The organism is Arthrobacter sp. zg-Y1171 (assembly GCF_025244845.1).
Lineage (GTDB): Bacteria > Actinomycetota > Actinomycetes > Actinomycetales > Micrococcaceae > Arthrobacter_B.
On the sequence record NZ_CP104264.1, the window covers coordinates 1 to 17,121 of the forward strand.

Genomic DNA, 17,121 nt, shown 5'->3' on the forward strand with positions numbered 1-17,121 from the left:
AGGACTACTCAACGTTAGGTGAGACGGGGGCACCAGTCAAACCGGGCTCAGCCCCGGAGTAATCCACAGCCCGCAACGGACTGTGGATACCCTGTGGATAGTCCGCACATCCGGTTGTGCACCCAGATTTTTCAACAGCTGTGGACAACTGCTGTGGGTATCCTGCGTCCATAGGTCCTGTGAGAGAGCCAACAGGCCCTTGTGCAGGCGGATTTCCAGCTACCACCAAGGGAAATCATCCTCTAGGCTTGGCGACGGGTACTTTATCCACTATCTGTGCATAACTCTGTGGATGAAGTGCCGGGATCCCCACCGGGATCCCGAGTTTTCTTAGACAGCCGCAGGGCGTCATGAGAGGTTTTTGTGGGTACGGACGAAATCAACGATGTTGGCAGCTCTTGGCGCAAGGTCATTCGGACTCTGGAGACCGATGACAGGGTCACTCCCCGACAGCGTGGATTCGTGGTGCTTGCGCAGGCCCAGGGCCTGATCGGCACGACCCTTCTGGTAGCCGTTCCCAACGAACTGACCCGTGAAGTGCTGCAGACGCAGCTGAAGAACATCCTCGATGAAGTCCTGCGCGGCGTTTTCCAGGCCGATATCCAGTGTGCGTTCGTCATCGACTCGGACCTCACTCCCGTGGCTGAAGCCGAACCGGAACCCGAAGAGCAGCCGGCGGCCCCCAGCCCCGTACCCTCCGGCGAAAGCGGTGCTCCTTCCCCGACGCCGCCGAGCACCAGCCAGGAATTCGGCCGCCTCAACCCCAAGTACGTCTTCGAGACCTTCGTTATCGGTTCGTCCAACCGGTTTGCCCATGCAGCGGCGGTAGCCGTGGCCGAAGCGCCGGCGAAGGCCTACAACCCCTTGTTCATCTATGGGGACTCCGGGTTGGGCAAGACCCACCTCCTTCACGCCATCGGGCATTATGCACGTCACTTGTACACCGGGATCCGCGTCCGCTACGTGAATTCGGAAGAGTTCACGAACGACTTCATCAACTCCATCCGCTATGACGAAGGCGCCAGCTTCAAACAGCTGTACCGCAACGTGGACATCCTGCTGATTGATGACATTCAGTTCCTGGCCAACAAGGACGCCACCCAGGAAGAGTTCTTCCACACCTTCAATGCCCTCCACAATCACAACAAGCAGGTTGTGATCACCTCCGACCTGCCGCCCAAGCAGCTTTCCGGTTTCGAGGAACGGATGCGGTCGCGGTTTGAGTGGGGCCTGTTGACGGATGTGCAGCCGCCGGAACTTGAAACTCGTATCGCCATCCTGCGGAAGAAGGCCATCGGCGACAGCCTGAGCGCTCCGGATGACGTCCTGGAATACATCGCGTCCAAGATCTCCACCAACATCCGGGAGCTTGAAGGCGCACTGATCCGCGTGACGGCCTTCGCCAGCCTGAACCGGCAGCAGGTAGACGTGGGCCTGGCCGAAATTGTCCTTAAGGACCTGATTACCGACGACGGCGCCCAGGAGATCACTGCCGCATCCATCCTTGGGCAGACGGCAGCCTATTTCCAGATCAGCCTTGAGGAACTCTGCAGCAAGTCCCGGACCCGGACCCTGGTCACCGCACGGCAGATCGCCATGTACCTGTGCCGCGAGCTGACCGATATGTCCCTGCCGAAGATCGGCCAGGAACTTGGCGGCCGCGACCACACCACTGTGATCCACGCGGACCGGAAAATCCGCGAGCTGATGGCCGAACGCCGGGCCATCTACAACCAGGTCACCGAACTGACCAACAGGATCAAACAGCAGCAGCGCGAGGCCTGAGCCAGTAGGACGGCAGGGCCCCGCAGGGGCCCAAAATTAACATTTGTGGACAAGGGTGTGGATAACCCGGTGGACAACCCGTGGTTACGCACACTTCCCTGTGGATACGCGGAATCCTAAAAAAGTTTCCAACAGGCCCGGACTCGGACGCTGCAGCGAGTCCACAGGTTATCAACAGGCTTAAACAGCCGGGACGCCCCGGTGCGGGGGGTTATCCACAGTATCCACAGGAGTTATTAACACTACGGATCTTAAGAAATTCGGTTCCACCAAATAACAACTATGCTTCCGGCACACTCCAAACCCTCCGAGATGAACACCAAAAAAACCTCTCTGACGAGAGGGGTCGCCACTCGCACGGTCCCCATCCGTTCCCCTGGCCGGACAGAACCCGGTGCAGCACACCGGCGGACGGGGCTAAGCTGTCACAGAGTATGGTTGTCATTCGCATGTAAACGAGTACGGTCCGTCCATGGCTACATCCTTGGGATCTGCACGGACTGGACCGGTCCACGGATGCTTCCGCGATTTACACACAGCTCAAGACGAGTTCAAGACAAGATCAGTTGTACTGAGAAGTACGTTGCGAAAGGCGGCACCCTTCAGTGAAGTTTCGAGTTGAGCGGGATGTCCTGGCCGAGGCCGTCACGTGGACAGCACGTTCCCTGTCCCCGCGCCCGCCGGTTCCGGTCCTTTCGGGGCTGCTTATCAAGGCTGAAAACGGTTCGCTGAGTCTTGCCAGCTTCGATTACGAGATTTCCGCGCGGCTCCAGATTCCCGCCGATGTGAGCGAAGAAGGAACCATCCTGGTCTCCGGCCGCCTGTTGGCCGAGATCTGCCGCAGCCTTCCGTCTGCTCCGGTGGAAGTGGAGACTGACGGGGCCAAGGTCACGCTGACCTGCCGCAACAGCCGGTTCAACCTGGCAACCATGCCTGAAGCCGAATACCCGGAACTGCCGGCACTGCCCGAGGTGAGCGGCGTCGTCGACGGCGATGCCTTCGCCCAAGCCGTCTCCCAGGTCATCATTGCCGCCAGCCGCGATGACACCCTGCCAATCCTCACCGGTGTACGCATGGAAATCGAAGATGACCTCATCACCTTCCTGGCAACCGACCGGTACCGCCTGGCCCTGCGCGAATTGTCCTGGAAGCCCGCAACTCCGGGGATTTCCACCAGTGCACTGGTGAAAGCCAAGACGCTCAACGAGGTGGCCAAGACCCTTGGCGGGGCAGGCGACCTCAACATCGCCCTGTCGGATGACAGCGAACTCATTGGTTTTGAAAGCGGCGGACGGCGCACCACGTCGCTTCTGGTTGACGGCGATTACCCCAAAATCCGTTCCCTGTTCCCCGAAAACACGCCGATTCACGCCACTGTAGAGACCTCCGCACTGGTCGAAGCCGTACGCCGTGTGTCCCTGGTTGCCGAACGCAACACCCCTGTCCGCCTTGCCTTCACGGACGGTCAGCTCTCCCTGGATGCCGGCACCGGCGAAGACGCCCAGGCATCGGAAGCACTGGAAGCGGCACTCGTAGGCGACGACATCACGGTTGCCTTCAACCCGCATTACCTAAGCGAAGGCCTGGGCGCGTTCCCGAGCAAGTACGTCCGCTTCTCCTTCACGACGCCGCCCAAACCGGCCGTGATTTCGGCCCAGGAAGAGCTCAACGGGGACGACCAGGCAGATTACCGTTACCTGCTGATGCCGGTTCGCCTGCCGAACCAGTAGGACGCCGCCGCCTGGCCGCCGGACCAGCTGCATTGCGATCCGGCAGCGGCGGAGGACGGCGCAAAAATTCGTCGTAACAATGCCGATGTAACACAATTTGACAAAGGCATGTCGAGCGGCGGCGGATCCGCTGCCGGAAGGGTCGGCGGCAGGCTCGACGGACAGGAAAGGACCAGGAACCCATGTACGTTGACCACCTGTCCCTTACCGGTTACCGCAGCTATCCGCAGCTGGACATCCGGCTCGAGCCGGGCGTCACGGTGTTTGTCGGCCCCAACGGCACGGGTAAAACCAATATTGTCGAGGCAATCGGCTATCTGGCCACACTGTCTTCACACCGGGTAAGCACTGATGCCCCCTTGGTGAATTTCGACGCCGACCAGGCGCTGATCAGGGGCCGTCTGGTGCGCGGTTCCCAGGCCACCGGCGTGGAGCTGGAACTGAACCCCGGCCGCGGCAACCGGGCCCGCATCAACCGGGCCAACCCGGTCCGGGCCCGGGACATCCTGGGCTTGTGCCGGACGGTGCTCTTCGCACCTGAAGACCTGGCGCTGGTCAAGGGTGATCCCGGCAGCCGCCGGCGTTTCCTGGATGAGTTGATTGTTTCCCTGGTACCGCGCCATGCGGCAACCCGCTCGGACTATGACCGCGTGCTGAAGCAGCGGAACGCCCTGCTGAAATCAGCACGGGCCGCAGGTCGCTTCACCTCTGCCCACGAGGCAACACTGGACGTCTGGGACCAGCACATGGCTGTAGCCGGCGCCGAGCTTGTGGCCGCTCGGCTCGAGGCGCTCCAACGCCTGCAGCCGCACCTGCAGGCGGCATATCGAGACCTTACCGACGGTTCAAAGGCTGCCAGGGCGGTCTATCGGTCCACACTGCAGGGAACCGTCAACGACGACGGCGCCGTGGAGGGTTCCCAGGATCCGGACGAGTTGTATTCCTTGACGGTGCCGGAACTCACCGTGCGGTTCCTGCAGGCATTTGCCGCCAACCGCCGGCGCGAGCTGGACCGCGGGATTTCCCTGGTGGGTCCGCACCGGGACGAACTGGAGCTGGTCCTCGGAAAGGCGCCCGCCAAGGGGTACGCCTCCCACGGGGAAACCTGGTCCTTCGCACTGTCCCTTCGCCTGGGGTCGTACTACCTGCTGACCAGCGACGATCCCACCCCCGGTGCCGGGCCGATCCTGATCCTGGACGACGTGTTTGCGGAGCTGGATGTGCAGCGCCGGCAGCGGCTCGCCGGAATTGTCGCTGGAGCCGAGCAGGTGCTGGTGACTGCGGCTGTTGGTGACGACATTCCGGAATCACTGGCAGGACGGGTCATCAACGTCATCCCGGGAGGCGTCAGTGTGCCCGTCTCCTGATCCCGTTCCCCCCGGCGAGGATCCCGGGGAACGGCCCGATGCGGCGCGGGAGCAATTGAACCGCATGCGCCAGGCAGCCCTTGCCCGCGGGAATCAACGCACCCCGGCCACCCGTCGCAAGACCGGCCGAGGCAGGCAGGCGCCCTTTGTTCCCGGAGAGTATGTCGGGCGGGATCCGCAGGGCCTGGGCAATGTCTTCACCCGGTTCGTGAATGAACGCGGCTGGAACTCTCCCGTCGCCGTCGGATCGGTGATTTCCCGCTGGGAGGAGCTGGTGGGAAGCGAGGTCAGCGCCCACTGCAAGCCGGAGTCGTTCCAGGACACCACGGTGCAGGTTCGGTGTGACTCGACGGCCTGGGCCACCCAGCTCCGGCTCCTCAGGGACACCCTGATTGCCCGGTTCGACGCTGAACTCGGTTCCGGCGTCGTCACCAAGATCGAGGTCATCGGTCCGGCGGCGCCCAACTGGCGCAAGGGCCTGCGCAGCGTCAAGGGGCGGGGCCCCCGGGATACCTACGGGTAAGCCGGACAGCCTGGCATCCGGAGCCTCGGTGCGGCAGGGACCGAAAATCCCGCCCGTACAGGAGCCGGTTAGGGGCCGGAGAACCCCCTTGCTGGTATCCGCCCCTATCCGGGCGGCTCCAATTCGCTTCAAAGCATCATTAGTGGCCTGCCAGAGGGTGTTTTGGACAGGTTTGCCCCTTGCGGCGCGGTAGAATTGAGAGTGGAGATGCCTGTCCGCTGGGGAGGCTTCAATTCTGACGAACACAAGAGGAGTCGACAGCACCTGTGGCTAACGACAATGAGATGGACAACTCAGAGGTAACACCAGAGGACCACGCAGTGCCGGAAAAGGCCACCCCCGTGGAATACGGCGCGAATGAAATCACGGTTCTGGAAGGCCTTGAGGCAGTCCGAAAGCGCCCGGGCATGTACATCGGTTCCACGGGCCCCCGCGGCCTGCACCACCTGGTGTACGAAGTGGTCGATAACTCCGTCGATGAGGCTCTGGCCGGCTACTGCGACCACATCGAGGTGGTCCTGCAGGCCGACGGCGGCGTGCGCGTCACGGACAACGGCCGCGGCATTCCCGTGGACATGCACCCCACCGAAGGCATCCCCACCGTCCAGGTTGTTATGACCATCCTGCACGCCGGCGGCAAGTTCGGCGGCGGCGGTTACGCAGTGTCCGGCGGCCTTCACGGCGTTGGTATCTCCGTGGTCAATGCGCTCTCTGAACGGGTGGAAACTGAAGTACGCCGGCAGGGGTTTGTCTGGAAGCAGAGCTTCGCGAACGGCGGCCACCCCGTCGGCGAACTGCGCCAGGGCGAAGAAACCAGCGAAACCGGCACTACCCAGACGTTCTACCCGGATCCGGACATCTTCGAGACCACCGAGTTCGACTTCGAAACCCTGCGTGCCCGCTTCCAGCAGATGGCCTTCCTGAACAAGGGCCTGCGCATCCGGCTCACGGATGAGCGGACGCTGGAAGAGGAAACCGAGGAAATCGCCGAGGCCACTGACGAGGATGCGGCTCCGAAGCACCGCACGGTGGACTACCTCTACGCGGACGGGCTGCTGGACTACGTCAAGTACCTGAACTCCGCGAAGAAGGTCGAAGTTGTCCACGATGATGTGATCGCCTTCGAAACCGAGGACTCGGACAAGAAGATGGCCGTGGAAATGGCCATGCAGTGGACCACCGCCTACTCCGAGAGCGTCCACACCTACGCCAACACGATCAACACGCATGAGGGTGGAACGCACGAAGAAGGCTTCCGTGCCGCCATGACGTCCCTGATCAACCGGTACGCCCGCGAGAAGAACATCATCAAGGAAAAGGATGACAACCTCACCGGCGATGACATCCGCGAAGGGCTGACCGCCGTTATCTCGGTTAAGCTCGCCGAACCGCAGTTCGAAGGCCAGACGAAGACCAAGCTGGGCAACTCCGAGGTCAAGGGCTTTGTCCAGCGGGTGGTCACCGACCAGCTCGGTGACTGGCTCGAGCGCAACCCGGGCCCGGCCCGCGACGTCATCCGCAAGTCCATCCAGGCCTCCCAGGCCCGCCTCGCGGCCCGCAAGGCCCGTGAATCCACGCGCCGCAAGGGCCTGCTGGAATCCGGCGGCATGCCCGGCAAGCTGAAGGACTGCTCCTCCAAGGATCCGTCGAAGTCGGAAATCTACATTGTGGAGGGCGACTCCGCAGGCGGTTCGGCAGTCCGCGGCCGCAACCCCGAAACACAGGCCATCCTGCCGCTGCGCGGCAAGATCCTGAACGTGGAACGTGCCCGATTGGACCGCGCCCTCAGCAACGCCGAAGTCCAGGCCATGATCACCGCATTCGGTGCGGGCATCGGCGAGGACTTCGACGTCGAGAAGGCCCGGTACCACAAGATCGTGCTGATGGCCGATGCCGACGTCGACGGCCAGCACATCACCACCCTGCTGCTGACGCTGCTCTTCCGCTACATGCGTCCGTTGATTGAAAACGGCTACGTGTACCTGGCCCAGCCGCCGCTGTACCGGATCAAATGGTCCAACCACGCCCACGACTATGTCTACAGCGACCGGGAGCGGGACGAAGTCATCGCCCGCGGCCTGGCCAACAACCAGCGCCTGCCGAAGGACAACGGCATCCAGCGCTACAAGGGCCTGGGCGAGATGGACTACACCGAACTCTGGGACACCACCATGGACCCCGACCACCGCACGCTGCTGCAGGTCACCATGGATGACGCGGCGGCCGTGGACCAGGTCTTCTCCGTGCTGATGGGCGAAGACGTCGAGTCCCGCCGCAGCTTCATCCAGCAGAACGCCAAGGACGTGCGCTTCCTGGACATCTAGCGGATTCAGTGCCGGCGACTGGCTGCCGGAGAGCATGGACTTTAGCGACTTAGAAACGGAAGCAGAACTATGAGTGATGAGACTCCCGAGGTAACCGGGGAAGAGACTCCCCTCGCCGGGACCGCACTGACTGACCGGGTTGAGCAGATCGACCTGCAGACCGAGATGCAGCGCTCCTACCTTGACTACGCCATGGCGGTCATTGTGGGACGCGCCCTTCCCGATGTGCGGGACGGCTTGAAGCCCGTGCACCGCCGCGTGCTGTACGCAATGTTCGACGGCGGCTACCGCCCGGACCGCTCCTTCAACAAGTGCGCCCGCGTGGTCGGCGAGGTAATGGGCCAGTACCACCCGCATGGTGACTCGGCGATCTACGACGCCCTGGTCCGCCTGATCCAGGACTGGACCATGCGCTACCCGCTGGCCCTGGGCCAGGGCAACTTCGGTTCCCCGGGTAACGACGGCGCCGCAGCCCCCCGTTACACGGAAACCAAGATGGCTCCGCTGGCCATGGAGATGGTCCGCGACATCGACGAGGAAACCGTCGATTTCCAGGACAACTATGACGGCCGCAACCAGGAACCGACCATCCTGCCCTCCCGGTTCCCGAACCTGCTGGTCAACGGTTCCTCCGGCATTGCCGTGGGCATGGCCACCAACATCCCACCGCACAACCTGCGGGAAGTTGTCGACGGCGTCCAGTGGTACCTGCAGAACCCCGATGCCCCGAATGATGAGCTGCTCGAAGAGCTGATCCGCCGGGTCAAGGGCCCCGACTTCCCGACCGGCGCCCAGATTCTTGGGCACAAGGGCATCGAGGATGCCTACCGCACCGGCCGCGGCTCCATCACCATGCGTGCCGTGGTCAATGTCGAGGAACTCCAGGGCCGCACCTGCCTGGTGGTCACCGAGCTGCCTTACCAGGCCAACCCGGACAACCTGGCAGTCAAGATCGCCGAACTGGTCAAGGACGGCAAGATCACCGGCATCGCCGATATGCGCGACGAAACCTCCGGCCGCACCGGCCAGCGCCTGGTGATTGTGCTCAAGCGCGACGCCGTTGCCAAGGTGGTCCTGAACAACCTGTACAAGCACACCCAGCTGCAGGACAACTTCGGTGCCAACATGCTGGCCATCGTGGACGGCGTACCCCGCACCCTGAGCCTGGACGCGTTCATCCGGCACTGGGTCACCCACCAGCTCGAAGTCATTGTCCGCCGCACCCGGTACCGGCTGCGCAAGGCCGAGGAAGCCGCACACATCCTGCGCGGCCTGCTCAAGGCCCTGGACGCCCTGGACGAGGTCATTGCGCTGATCCGCCGCTCCTCCACCGTTGAGGACGCCCGGAACGGCCTGATGGGCCTGCTGGAAATCGACGAGATCCAGTCCCAGGCCATCCTGGACATGCAGCTGCGCCGCCTCGCTGCCCTGGAACGCCAGAAGATCCAGGACCAGCATGCCAAGCTCGAAGCGGAAATCGCCGAGTACAACGTCATCCTGGCCTCCGACGAGCGCCAGCGGCAGATTGTCAGCGAGGAACTGCAGGAAATCGCCGACAAGTACGGCGATGACCGGCGCACGCACATCCTCATGGGCTATGACGGCGACATGAGCATGGAAGACCTCATTCCCGAAGAGGAAATGGTGGTCACCATCACCCGCGGCGGCTACGTCAAGCGCACCCGCAGCGACAACTACCGTCAGCAGGCCCGCGGGGGCAAGGGCATCAAGGGCGCCCAGCTGCGCGGGGACGACGTCGTCGAGCACTTCTTCGTCACCACCACGCACCACTGGCTGCTGTTCTTCACCAACCTGGGCCGGGTCTACCGGGCCAAGGCCTATGAACTGACCGAAGCAGGCCGGGATGCCAAGGGCCAGCACGTGGCCAACCTCCTGGCCTTCCAGCCCGAAGAGCACATCGCCCAGGTCCTGGCGCTGCCGGACTACGACGCCGCTCCGTACCTGGTGCTTGCCACCAAGCGCGGACTGGTCAAGAAGACCCGGCTGGCGGATTACGACACCAACCGGTCCGCCGGCGTCATCGCCATCAACCTGCGCGACGGCGACGAGCTGGTCTCGGCCCAGCTGGTTTCCGAAACGGATGACCTGATGCTCGTCTCCCGCATGGGCCAGTCGCTGCGCTTCACCGCCACCGACGACGCCCTGCGCCCGATGGGACGGGCCACGTCCGGCGTTACGGGCATGAAGTTCCGGGAAGACGACGAACTCCTGGCGGCCGACGTCGTCACCGAGGATTCGTTTGTCTTCACAGTGACCGAAGGCGGCTACGCCAAGCGCACGAGCTCGGACGAATACCGTGTCCAGGGCCGCGGCGGCCTCGGCATCAAGGTTGGCAAGCTCGCTGAGGAACGCGGCCACCTGGTCGGCGCCATGGTGGTCCAGGAAGAGGACGAAGTACTGGTGGTCATGCAGGGCGGCAAGGTAGTCCGTTCCTCCGTCACCGGCGTGCCGTCCAAGGGACGAGACACGATGGGCGTTATCTTCGCAAAGCCGGACAAAAATGACCGGATCATCGCTGTTGCCCGGAACTCCGAGCGCGACCTCGCCATCGAAGAGGACGCCGAAGCAGCGGACGGAACTGCGGCGGCTCCGGCAGCGGCCGGTTCGGAACCTGTGGAGCCCGCAGGCGATGAAGTACCGTTGTCTACAGACGAAACGGCTGCGCCCGATGCACAGTCAGCACAAGATGGAGGTAGCGAGTGAGCTCGACCAACCCAAGCCCCAGGTCGTCCTCGGGCGGCGGGCCGCGGGTGAAAACCCCCGCCCGCCCCGCCCAGCGTCCTGGAGGGGGTCAGAGCACCTCGGGTAACCGCCAGCCGCTGGTGAAGCCGGCGCCCAAGGCCAAGGCCCGCAAGGCCCGGCTGCTGGTCAGCAAGATTGACCCCTGGTCCGTCCTGAAGATGGCATTCCTGCTTTCGGTGGCACTCGGCGTCGTCACCGTGGTGGCTGCCATCGTGCTGTGGACCGTACTGGACCTGACCGGGATCTTTGACCGCGTCAACACCCTGCTGGGCGAGATTGCCGGCAGCGAGTCCGGCGGTTTCGACCTCCGTGACTTTGCCTCGCTGGGACAGGTGGTTTCCTTTGCGACCATCATCGCAGTGGTGAACGTCCTGCTGCTGACGGCACTGTCGATGCTCGCGGCCGTGTTGTACAACATCGCCTCCACCCTGGTGGGCGGCATTGGCGTGACACTGACGGACGACTAGCGTTTTCCGGTTCCGGAGGAGCTCAAACAGCGCCTCCGGAACCGGAAAACCACTCGATTTGGCGCCGGGCCGAAGGTACGGTAAAGTCATATCTCGGCCCGAAGAGGTTCGGGGCGTATAGCTCAGGCGGTTAGAGCGCTTCGCTGATAACGAAGAGGTCCCAGGTTCAAGTCCTGGTACGCCCACGGAACACTTTGCAAAAGGTGGACCACAACGGCAAGGAGGATTCCGTGAAGAAGTTGCTGGCAGTAACGGCAGCTGCGGCTGCGGGAGTCTTTGCTTTCAAGAAGTGGCAGGAAACTGCCGCTGAGAAGGCCGTTTGGAAAGAATCGACCGACAAGGTCGACTAAAACCAAATAGCTTTCCGGTCATAACCTGAGGCAACAGTAGGTTATACTGGGTAAGTTCTCATTTCGGGGGCATGGCGCAATTGGTAGCGCACCTGCTTTGCAAGCAGGGGGTTCGGGGTTCGAGTCCCCGTGCCTCCACCGAATACAGAAGGTCCCCGCTCTTAGGAGCGGGGACCTTCTGCGTTTAACCGTCAGGAGTGCCCGTCTCAGCGCCGGGATCCCTCCCCGCCGCGGCGCCGGGGCAGCGCGGTTCCTGCACTAGTGTTGGCCTGTGAATATTTTCCTCGCGGTGGTAGGAGTGCTGGGCGTTTCCGCCTCCGGGCCCATTATGGCCGCTACCGCGGCTCCAGCCCTGGCCATCGCTTTCTGGCGCAATGCCATCGGCGCGGTGCTGATGGGTACACCGGCGGTGTTGGGCCGGCGTCGGGAATTCGGACAGCTCACTGCCCGGGACTACAAGTGGACCGCTATTGCCGCTGTGGCGCTGGCGCTGCACTTCGCCTGCTTCATCACGTCGCTGCAATTGACGTCTGTTGCGGCTGCCACGGCGTTGGTATGCCTGCAGGCAGGCTGGATCGCGTTGTTCAATGTGCTGAGGGGCATCCGGGTTCCGCCCGTGGTCCTCGCGGGACTCGCAGCCGCATTTGCAGGCGTGCTGGTGATTTCCGGGTTCGATCTGGGTTTGTCCCGGGAGGCCCTCATCGGCGACGTACTCGCCGTGGCCGGAGGCGCCCTGGCGGGCGTGTACACGATTGCCGGCGGGAAGGCCCGGGAATCCATGTCTACGGGCACCTATACAACCCTCTGCTACGGCGCCTGCGCGGTGCTCCTGCTGGCCCTGTGCGCAGCCTTCCGGCAGCCTATCGTCGGCTTCCCGCCGGCGGCCTGGATAGGGATCCTCGGAGTAACCGTGGTGGCTCAGATCCTGGGCCATACCGTGTTTAATCACCTGCTGGCCGTGATCAGTCCGTTGGTCGTGTCAATGATCATCCTGCTGGAGATCCCGGGAGCGGCCATCCTGGCGGCCGTCTTCCTCCACGAACAGCTTCCCGCCGGTACTTACGCGGGGCTGGCACTGATTTTGGTCGGACTGACGGTGGTTGTGGCCGGCCAGGGCAGGCTCCGCCGACGAACCGGGGCAAATGCCCGTCCGGCTCCTCCCGCCCCGCCGGCCCTGGGCGGGGACCAGCTCTAGGCGGGGGAAGCAGAGAAGGAGGGCTCCGCCTATGGCGGAGCCCTCCTTCTCTGTACTCGTCCCGGGACCGGTCCTAGCCGATGCCCGAGCCGGTTCTGCTACTTGCCGGTGTTGTTCTCCGAATGGGCGCCGGAGGGCTTTGCAGCTCCCTTGGCGTCTCCTGCGGTTTCCTTGCTGTGCTTGCCGGCATCGGAGGCCTTCTCGCCGGAACGGGCCGCAGCGCGCTCGGCTGCTTCCTTGATGCTGGCTACAGTCTCCGCGGTTTCGGACGGCGCGGGCGCAGCAGCGTCCGTGGTCTTCGCGGCGGGCTTGGCTGCCGGCGTCGGCTTGGGCACCTCAACGACGGGTGTGGCGGCCTCGGCCGGCTTAGCCGCAGCGGTGGACGAAGCACCGGTGCTGGCAGGAGCCGTTGCCGGGGTGGTAGTAGCCGGCTTGGGCGCTGCGCCGGTACCGGCGGCAGGCTTGGGGGCCGGTGTCTTCCACGGATCCTCGACCGGGCGGGAAGCGCGCCAGGCGGCCACGCCGGCCGTTACTGCCGCTGCAATGATGCCGAAGACCAGCCAGCCCTTGCCGCCGCCCTTCTGGCTCTTGCGGGCTTCCTTGGCAGCCTGCGCGGCCGCCTTCTGTGCCCGCTTCAGTGCCTTCTTGTTGCCCGTGACCTTCGCAACGGCCGTCTGCACGGGTACGTTGGCGGCCGTCAGGCTGCGCGAAACGCTGTCTGCGGCAACCCCGATGCGCGTGGACAGGGCGGGAATGTAATCATCCACAACCCGGTCCTTGGCCGTGTTCAGTGCCGGGGTGGCACGGTCCAGGGTGTTCTGGATCCGCGGAGCGGCTTCATCCACGGCGTGGCTGATGCGCGGCCCAACCTTCTCGAGCCCGCCCTGGATGCGGGGCGTGACGGTGGCTACGCCCTGGGCGATTTCATCAGCAGCGCGCTTGATGCCGTCCTGGATCTTCGGGGATGCGGTCTCGATCCCCTTTTCAATCCGCGGAACGGCCCAGCCCTTGGCTGCGTCGACCTTGGGTGTTGCCCAGTCGCGGGCAGTCACGATGCCTGCTGCAACATTGGCTTCGAGATCATGGGTGATGCGGTCCTTCTTCAAAACTACCTCCCGGGATAGTTGTCGTTTCAGCCTTAGCCTACGTGTTCCTGCGGGTCTCTGCTATCAAGGGCCCTGACAGGGCGCGGTTTTCACTGTGCGCTGAACCAGGCCGTTTCCGCCCACACACGGAAGTGCCGTGGAACAATGTCCTTATGACTGCTATTCCTACAGCAAAAGCAACCATCCACACTTCCATGGGCGACATCCGTGTCAACCTGTTCGGTAACCATGCCCCCAAGACGGTCAAGAACTTCGTTGGCCTGGCCACCGGCGAAATCGAGTGGACCGATCCGGCGACCGGTGAGAAGACCACCCGTCCGCTCTACGACGGAACCATCTTCCACCGCATCATCAAGGACTTCATGATCCAGGGCGGGGACCCCCTGGGCCGCGGCACAGGCGGACCGGGCTACCAGTTCGACGACGAGATCAACCCCGATCTCGACTTCTCCGCGCCGTACAAGCTGGCGATGGCCAACGCAGGTGTCCAGATGGGCCGGGGCACCAACGGCTCGCAGTTCTTCATCACCTCTGTGCCCACCACCTGGCTGCAGGGCAAGCACACCATCTTCGGTGAGGTTGCCGACGACGAGTCACGTGCACTCGTTGACCAGCTCAACGCGGTTTCCACCGACGGACGCGACAAGCCGGCCGAAGACGTGGTTATCAACAGCATTACCGTCGAACAGCTCTAGCCTGTTCGAAGTGCCCCGGCCGAATTCTCGGCCGGGGCTTTTCGTCAATCCGGGAGTTCCAGCAATGTCATATGGTGTGCCGGCCGAGGTGCCGGCTTCTCAGGTGCCCGTGTGTCCCCGCCATCCGGACCGGGTCAGCTACATCCGCTGCCAGCGCTGCGGGCGCCCTGCCTGCCCCGAGTGCCAGCAGAACGCTGCAGTAGGCGTCCAGTGCGTGGACTGCTTCAACCAGCAGCGCAAGACCCAGCCTGCCTACCGGACTCCCTTCGGCGGGCGCGTCGCCCCGGGCGGAAAACCGGTAGTGACCATCACCATCATGGCGGTGTGTGCCGTGGCCTACGTGCTGCAGCTGCTGCTGCCGGAATTTACGCGCACTTTCTTCTACGCACCCGTGCTGACCGATTATCAGCCGTGGCGCCTGCTGACGTCAGCGTTCCTGCATTCCCAGGGCAGCCCCATCCACATTGCCTTCAATCTCTACGCCCTCTGGTTCCTGGGCCGCAGCCTGGAGCCCTTGTTCGGCCGCGTCAGGTTTGCCCTGCTGTACCTGATCTCCGCCTTGGGCGGCTCTGTGGGCGTGATGTACCTGGCGGATCCCGGGGTGGCCGTGGTGGGCGCCTCCGGTGCCGTGTTCGGCCTCTTCGGCGCCCTGTTCGTGGTGATCCGGCAGCGGCAGGGCGAGCTGCGTTCGCTGCTGATCCTGCTGGCGGTGAACCTGGTCCTTGGATTCGTGGTCCCGGGGATCGCCTGGCAGGCCCATGTGGGCGGTCTGATCACGGGTGCAGCCTGCGCGGCCATCCTGGCCTATACACCCAGGGGAAAGCACCGCACAGCCATTCAGTTTGCCGGGCTTGCGGGAGTGGTGCTGGTACTCGTGGTCGCGGGTGTGCTTTGGCAACCTCCGGCGCTGATTATCCCCGGGTAGTCCCACGGGATAAGACATCGACTTGCGTACCCGCCGTCACTGACGGCGGGCACAGATGTTTAACGCCCGCCGATCTCTGCGGCGTGTCTACCCGTTTAGCCCGGGGTGCCGGGACGAAGCCCCCGGGGAGCTCCGGGCACCCGAAAGTTATCCACAGGGATACCCACAGTGTTAATAACCTACATCGTTGTAATTTTCGTGCCCGGCCGCTGATCCACAGGGTTATCCATAGGCTGAACGGAGTTACACACATGTAATTCCACAGGTGTGGATAACCTCCTTCCCTTTATTTGCAAGGAAGTTGCCGAAGTAACCCACAGAGTTTCCCACACCTGTGGATAACTCCGTGCACAACCTGTGAACAACGTGGAAAACCGGGGATAGCGGTCGTCAGGGCAAAGAAAAAGGCTTCCCGGCGCCAAAACGGCACCGGGAAGCCCGAGGTACGAACGCCGGAACGTCAGCGCCAGCGCGTCGTCATCAGGAAGCCCACAATCGCGATGCCAAAGCCCACCAGGATGTTGCTGGCACCGAAAGCCGGCACCGGGTACTCCCCCTGGGTGATGTAGTACGTGATGATCCACAGCAGGCCGAGGATCATCAGGCCGAACATGACCGGCTTGTACCAAACAGGGTTTTCCTTGGGCACTGACGCAGTCTGTGCGGGGGTTGCGGGGCGGGAAGGCTTCTTGCGGGATTTGGACTCAGGCACGGATCCTCCTAGCGGAACCGGCTCTGCAGACGCCGGTGGTTGTAGTCATGGGCCGGGACGACCAGATCCCGAGCAGGAGAAGTCTCCTTCAATGCGCGGACCTGTTAGGGTCATCCCTATTCTGATTATCCTAGCGAATTCCGCGGCCAAGCTGTCCCGGGTTCCCTGAGGCCGTGAAATACCGGTACCAGCCAAAAGGAGAGCGTTGGCCGAGCCATCCGTTACCACCACGCAGCACCGACGTCGGCGTAGTGCTTCCCCGCGCCGTACGGGAGGAAAGGGCCGGATGGTGGTCCAGGTAGCCGGAGAGCTCCTGATCACGCTGGGAATCGTCCTGGCGCTGTTTGTCGCCTGGCAGCTCTGGTGGACCAACATTGACTCAAACCGGGCCCAGCAGGAGGCCATCGACGGGTTGTTCGAGGACTTCGACCTCCCCGCAGTTCCGCCGCCGGCTTCCTCGCCCCAGGATTACGGAGATCCGGTGGTCCTGGACCCGCCAACTGAGGAAGGCGAGACATTCGCCGTCGTCTATGTTCCCCGCTTCGGGGCGGATTATGCCGCTCCGGTGACCAGCGGTGTCGGGACGGCCGTGCTGGACCGCCTGGGGCTGGGCCACTATCCGGATACCGCGATGCCCGGGGCGGTTGGGAACTTTGCCGTTGCAGGCCATCGGCAGACCCACGGCAAGGCCCTGGATCCCATCCACACCCTCGTACCCGGAGACCACATCTACGTTCAGACGGCGGACGGTTACTACGACTACGTCTACCGCAATACCCAGATAGTGCTGCCCGACCGGGTCGATGTGATCGCAGCCGTCCCGACAGAGCCCGCAGCGATCCCCAGCGAACGGTTCCTTACCCTGACCAGCTGCAACCCGCGTTTCGGCTCCCAGGAGCGCATCATCGCCTACGCCCGGCTGGACTCCTGGCAGCCTCTGTCCGCCGGTCCCCCGCCGGCTATCGCAGACGTCGTTGCCGCCAATGCCTCCGGAGGTCGCTAAAATGTATGGATGGTTGTTTCGGCACCTTCCCGGACCGTTGTGGTTCCGGATTCTGCTCTCCGCGGTGCTGATTGCCGCGGCCGTGCTGGCCCTGATGGAGTATGTCTTCCCCTGGCTTGCCGAGACCAGCCTTCTTCCCTCACTGACGGATTCAACGATTGGCGGTTCCTAGCACC

The 17,121-nt window shown here is 63.3% G+C and carries 15 protein-coding genes and 2 tRNA genes; 15 read left to right on the forward strand and 2 right to left on the reverse strand.

Annotation, left to right across the window (positions count from 1 at the left end; genetic code table 11):
* The first annotated feature begins 363 nt into the window (after positions 1-363).
* The 11 genes from dnaA to N2L00_RS00055 all read left to right on the forward strand — a co-directional run bounded on the left by dnaA (position 364) and on the right by N2L00_RS00055 (position 12,504).
* A complete protein-coding gene (gene dnaA, locus N2L00_RS00005; RefSeq protein WP_146359770.1) occupies positions 364-1,785 on the forward strand; it encodes a chromosomal replication initiator protein DnaA in 1,422 nt (473 codons plus the stop codon).
* A gap of 605 nt (positions 1,786-2,390) precedes the next feature.
* Entirely contained in the window at positions 2,391-3,515 is a 1,125-nt protein-coding gene (dnaN, locus tag N2L00_RS00010) for a DNA polymerase III subunit beta (RefSeq protein ID WP_227920390.1), read from the forward strand.
* A gap of 182 nt (positions 3,516-3,697) precedes the next feature.
* A complete protein-coding gene (gene recF, locus N2L00_RS00015; RefSeq protein WP_255862215.1) occupies positions 3,698-4,882 on the forward strand; it encodes a DNA replication/repair protein RecF in 1,185 nt (394 codons plus the stop codon).
* 64 nt (positions 4,883-4,946) lie between these two features.
* Positions 4,947-5,405, forward strand: coding sequence for a DciA family protein (locus N2L00_RS00020; RefSeq protein WP_308219713.1), 459 nt, complete (start codon positions 4,947-4,949; stop codon positions 5,403-5,405).
* Positions 5,406-5,671: 266 nt separating this feature from the next.
* Positions 5,672-7,729 (forward strand): DNA topoisomerase (ATP-hydrolyzing) subunit B, encoded by a 2,058-nt coding sequence (gene gyrB, locus N2L00_RS00025; RefSeq protein ID WP_370646960.1) that lies wholly within the window; start codon positions 5,672-5,674, stop codon positions 7,727-7,729.
* A gap of 69 nt (positions 7,730-7,798) precedes the next feature.
* Positions 7,799-10,453, forward strand: coding sequence for a DNA gyrase subunit A (gene gyrA, locus N2L00_RS00030; protein WP_255765519.1), 2,655 nt, complete (start codon positions 7,799-7,801; stop codon positions 10,451-10,453).
* Positions 10,450-10,959 carry a DUF3566 domain-containing protein gene (locus tag N2L00_RS00035; RefSeq protein ID WP_229951273.1) on the forward strand — a complete coding sequence of 170 codons (510 nt, stop codon included), beginning with the start codon at positions 10,450-10,452 and terminating at the stop codon, positions 10,957-10,959. Before gyrA ends, N2L00_RS00035 begins: the two co-directional genes overlap by 4 nt.
* Before the next feature lie 111 nt (positions 10,960-11,070).
* A tRNA-Ile gene (locus N2L00_RS00040) sits at positions 11,071-11,144 on the forward strand.
* A 45-nt stretch (positions 11,145-11,189) separates the two neighbouring features.
* Entirely contained in the window at positions 11,190-11,309 is a 120-nt protein-coding gene (locus N2L00_RS00045; RefSeq protein WP_227920402.1) for a DLW-39 family protein, read from the forward strand.
* A 65-nt stretch (positions 11,310-11,374) separates the two neighbouring features.
* Positions 11,375-11,447 (forward strand) — tRNA-Ala (locus N2L00_RS00050).
* A 133-nt stretch (positions 11,448-11,580) separates the two neighbouring features.
* Positions 11,581-12,504 (forward strand): DMT family transporter, encoded by a 924-nt coding sequence (locus tag N2L00_RS00055; protein ID WP_255765520.1) that lies wholly within the window; start codon positions 11,581-11,583, stop codon positions 12,502-12,504.
* Positions 12,505-12,602: 98 nt separating this feature from the next.
* Here N2L00_RS00055 and N2L00_RS00060 read toward each other — a convergent pair whose 3' ends face one another.
* Positions 12,603-13,610: a hypothetical protein gene (locus tag N2L00_RS00060; protein WP_255765521.1), complete on the reverse strand. Its 1,008-nt coding sequence runs from the start codon at positions 13,608-13,610 to the stop codon at positions 12,603-12,605.
* A gap of 152 nt (positions 13,611-13,762) precedes the next feature.
* Between N2L00_RS00060 and N2L00_RS00065 the strand changes: the two genes are divergently transcribed.
* The gene (locus N2L00_RS00065; protein ID WP_229951279.1) at positions 13,763-14,305 is read left to right on the forward strand and encodes a peptidylprolyl isomerase; all 543 of its coding nucleotides are present in this window, start codon (positions 13,763-13,765) and stop codon (positions 14,303-14,305) included.
* 103 nt (positions 14,306-14,408) lie between these two features.
* The gene (locus N2L00_RS00070; RefSeq protein WP_308219712.1) at positions 14,409-15,230 is read left to right on the forward strand and encodes a rhomboid family intramembrane serine protease; all 822 of its coding nucleotides are present in this window, start codon (positions 14,409-14,411) and stop codon (positions 15,228-15,230) included.
* A gap of 460 nt (positions 15,231-15,690) precedes the next feature.
* Here the strand turns inward: N2L00_RS00070 and N2L00_RS00075 are convergent, their stop codons facing one another.
* A complete protein-coding gene (locus N2L00_RS00075) occupies positions 15,691-15,942 on the reverse strand; it encodes a cell division protein CrgA (protein WP_227920413.1) in 252 nt (83 codons plus the stop codon).
* Positions 15,943-16,228: 286 nt separating this feature from the next.
* Between N2L00_RS00075 and N2L00_RS00080 the strand changes: the two genes are divergently transcribed.
* A complete protein-coding gene (locus tag N2L00_RS00080; RefSeq protein WP_255765523.1) occupies positions 16,229-16,945 on the forward strand; it encodes a class E sortase in 717 nt (238 codons plus the stop codon).
* A gap of 1 nt (position 16,946) precedes the next feature.
* Complete coding sequence (locus N2L00_RS00085; RefSeq protein WP_255765524.1) at positions 16,947-17,117, forward strand: hypothetical protein; 171 nt, start codon at positions 16,947-16,949, stop codon at positions 17,115-17,117.
* The last annotated feature ends 4 nt before the right edge of the window (positions 17,118-17,121 follow it).